This is a genomic window from Allobosea sp. 05T422_2 (genome assembly GCF_056396265.1).
Window position 1 is genome coordinate 1 of the sequence record NZ_JBFTLD010000490.1, and the last position, 1,925, is coordinate 1,925.

The 1,925-nt window shown below is 68.5% G+C and carries 3 protein-coding genes; all 3 read left to right on the forward strand.

The window, feature by feature from the left end; genetic code table 11:
* The first annotated feature begins 153 nt into the window (after window positions 1–153).
* Window positions 154–882 carry an ABC transporter ATP-binding protein gene (locus AC1DJT_RS36485; protein WP_476836035.1) on the forward strand — a complete coding sequence of 243 codons (729 nt, stop codon included), beginning with the start codon at window positions 154–156 and terminating at the stop codon, window positions 880–882.
* Complete coding sequence (locus tag AC1DJT_RS36490; RefSeq protein WP_441507216.1) at window positions 879–1,601, forward strand: ABC transporter ATP-binding protein; 723 nt, start codon at window positions 879–881, stop codon at window positions 1,599–1,601. The genes AC1DJT_RS36485 and AC1DJT_RS36490 overlap by 4 nt, the downstream gene beginning before the upstream one ends.
* Window positions 1,602–1,686: 85 nt before the next feature.
* The coding region (locus AC1DJT_RS36495) for an ABC transporter substrate-binding protein (protein ID WP_476836036.1) at window positions 1,687–1,925 on the forward strand (239 nt) is incomplete at its 3' end.

The following is a 1,925-nucleotide window of genomic DNA, read 5'->3' on the forward strand; positions in this document are numbered from 1 at the left end:
CGTCGGCGGCGTCGGCTATCAGGTCGTCTATGGCGCCGTCATCATCCTGTTCATCGTCGGCATGCCGGAGGGGCTGGTGGGCTTCGTCCGGCACCGGCTGCGGCGGCGTCGGCCCAGGTCAGGGCAGGCGCAGACCAAGCCGAGGCTCGCATCATGACAGCGATCAGCGTCGAGACATGYACCGTCGCCTTTGGCGGCCTCAAGGCGATCGACGAGGTGACGCTGGACGTGCCCGGCCAGGCGATCACGGCGCTGATCGGGCCGAACGGGTCGGGCAAGAGCACTTTCGTCAACATGGTCTCCGGGCAGATCCCGCCGCGCACAGGCAAGATCAGCCTCGGCGGMGAGCCGATCAACGGGCTGCGTCCCGACCTGATCGTCCATCGCGGCTTGGCGCGGACCTATCAGGTTCCGCGCGTACCGAAGGAACTGACCATCGAGGAGGTGATCTCGGTCCCGCTGACCTATGCGCGTTCCGGCCGCGCCCTGCCCGGCGGCGCGCGCAGCGCCGGCGATCTCGCCCGCTATTGCGGCCTGCGTCCCGCGGTCGGCACGCGCTGCGGCCAGCTCTCGGTCTCGGATCTGCGAAGGCTGGAGATCGCCCGTGYCCTCGCCTGCCGCCCCACGGTTCTCCTGCTCGACGAGGCCATGGCCGGGCTGAGCCTGGAGGATACCGACCAGGTGATCGGCCTGGTTCGCGAGATCCATGCCTCTGGCGTCACGGTCGTGGTGATCGAGCACGTCATGCGCATCATCGCGCGTCTGTGCGGCCATGCCATCGTCCTCAATCAGGGCCGGCTGCTCGCACAGGGCAAGCCCCAGGACGTGCTGCAGGATGCCAGTGTCCGGGAAGCCTATCTGGGCAAGGGGTTCTCGCTGTGAACCGGTTCGAAGTCTCCATCGAGAAGGCGGGTTACGGCGAGCTCGTCGTCCTGCCCGGCCTGTCGCTCGCGGTCTCGGGCGGCGAGCTCCTGGTCCTGCTCGGTCCCAACGGGGCCGGCAAGACGACCGCGCTGCGCGCGCTCATCGGCACGGTCGAGACGGGGCGGCGCAGCCTCAGGCTTGACGGCCTGGATCTGTCCGGGCTGTCGCCCTGGCAACTCGCGCGCGCCCGCGTCGCCTTCGTTCCCGACGGCGCACGCTGCTTCGCCAATGCCACGGTCGAGGAAAACCTGCGCGGCGCCTTCGAGGCCCTCTCGCCGCGAGCGGCCGCTGGCGAGCGCGAGCGTCTCTTCGAGACCATCTTCGCGCTCTTTCCCATCCTGCGCGAGCGCGCCGGGCAACTCGCCGGTTCGATGAGCGGCGGGCAGCGCCAGATGCTGGCGATCGGGCGCGCGCTGATGATCGAGCCCCGCGTGCTGGTGCTGGACGAGCCCTCGGCCGGGCTGGCGCCCAAGCTGGTCGAGGAATTGTTCGAGGCGCTCGGGCGCGTCAAGGCGGCGAGTGGCTGCGCCATCGTGATGGCGGAGCAGAACTTCGCCGCCGCCATGAGCGTCGCAGATACGTGCCTCGTGCTCGACGAGGGGCAGGTCGCCCTGACCGGGACGATGCAGGACATGGCCGGCAACGAGAAACTCAGGATCGCCTATCTCGGATTTTAGCCTGAGAACCCAAGCGAAGACCTGCCGTCTGCGAGCAGGCGAATTCAGGGAGGAAAGCACGATGTGGACCAAGTTGAGAGGCCTCGTGGCGGGCGCCATGCTCGCAGGGACGGCAATCGCCGCGCCCGCATTCGCACAACAGGCGCCGATCAAGATCGGCGTGCCGCTGCCGCTGACCGGAGCGCTCGCCGGTGGCGGCACCCAGATCCTCTGGGGCATTCAATACGCCGCCGACGAGATCAACGAGGCGGGCGGGTTGTTCGGCCGCAAGATCGAGCTCGTCATTGAGGATACCAAGGGCGAGCCCAATACCTCGGCCAGCAT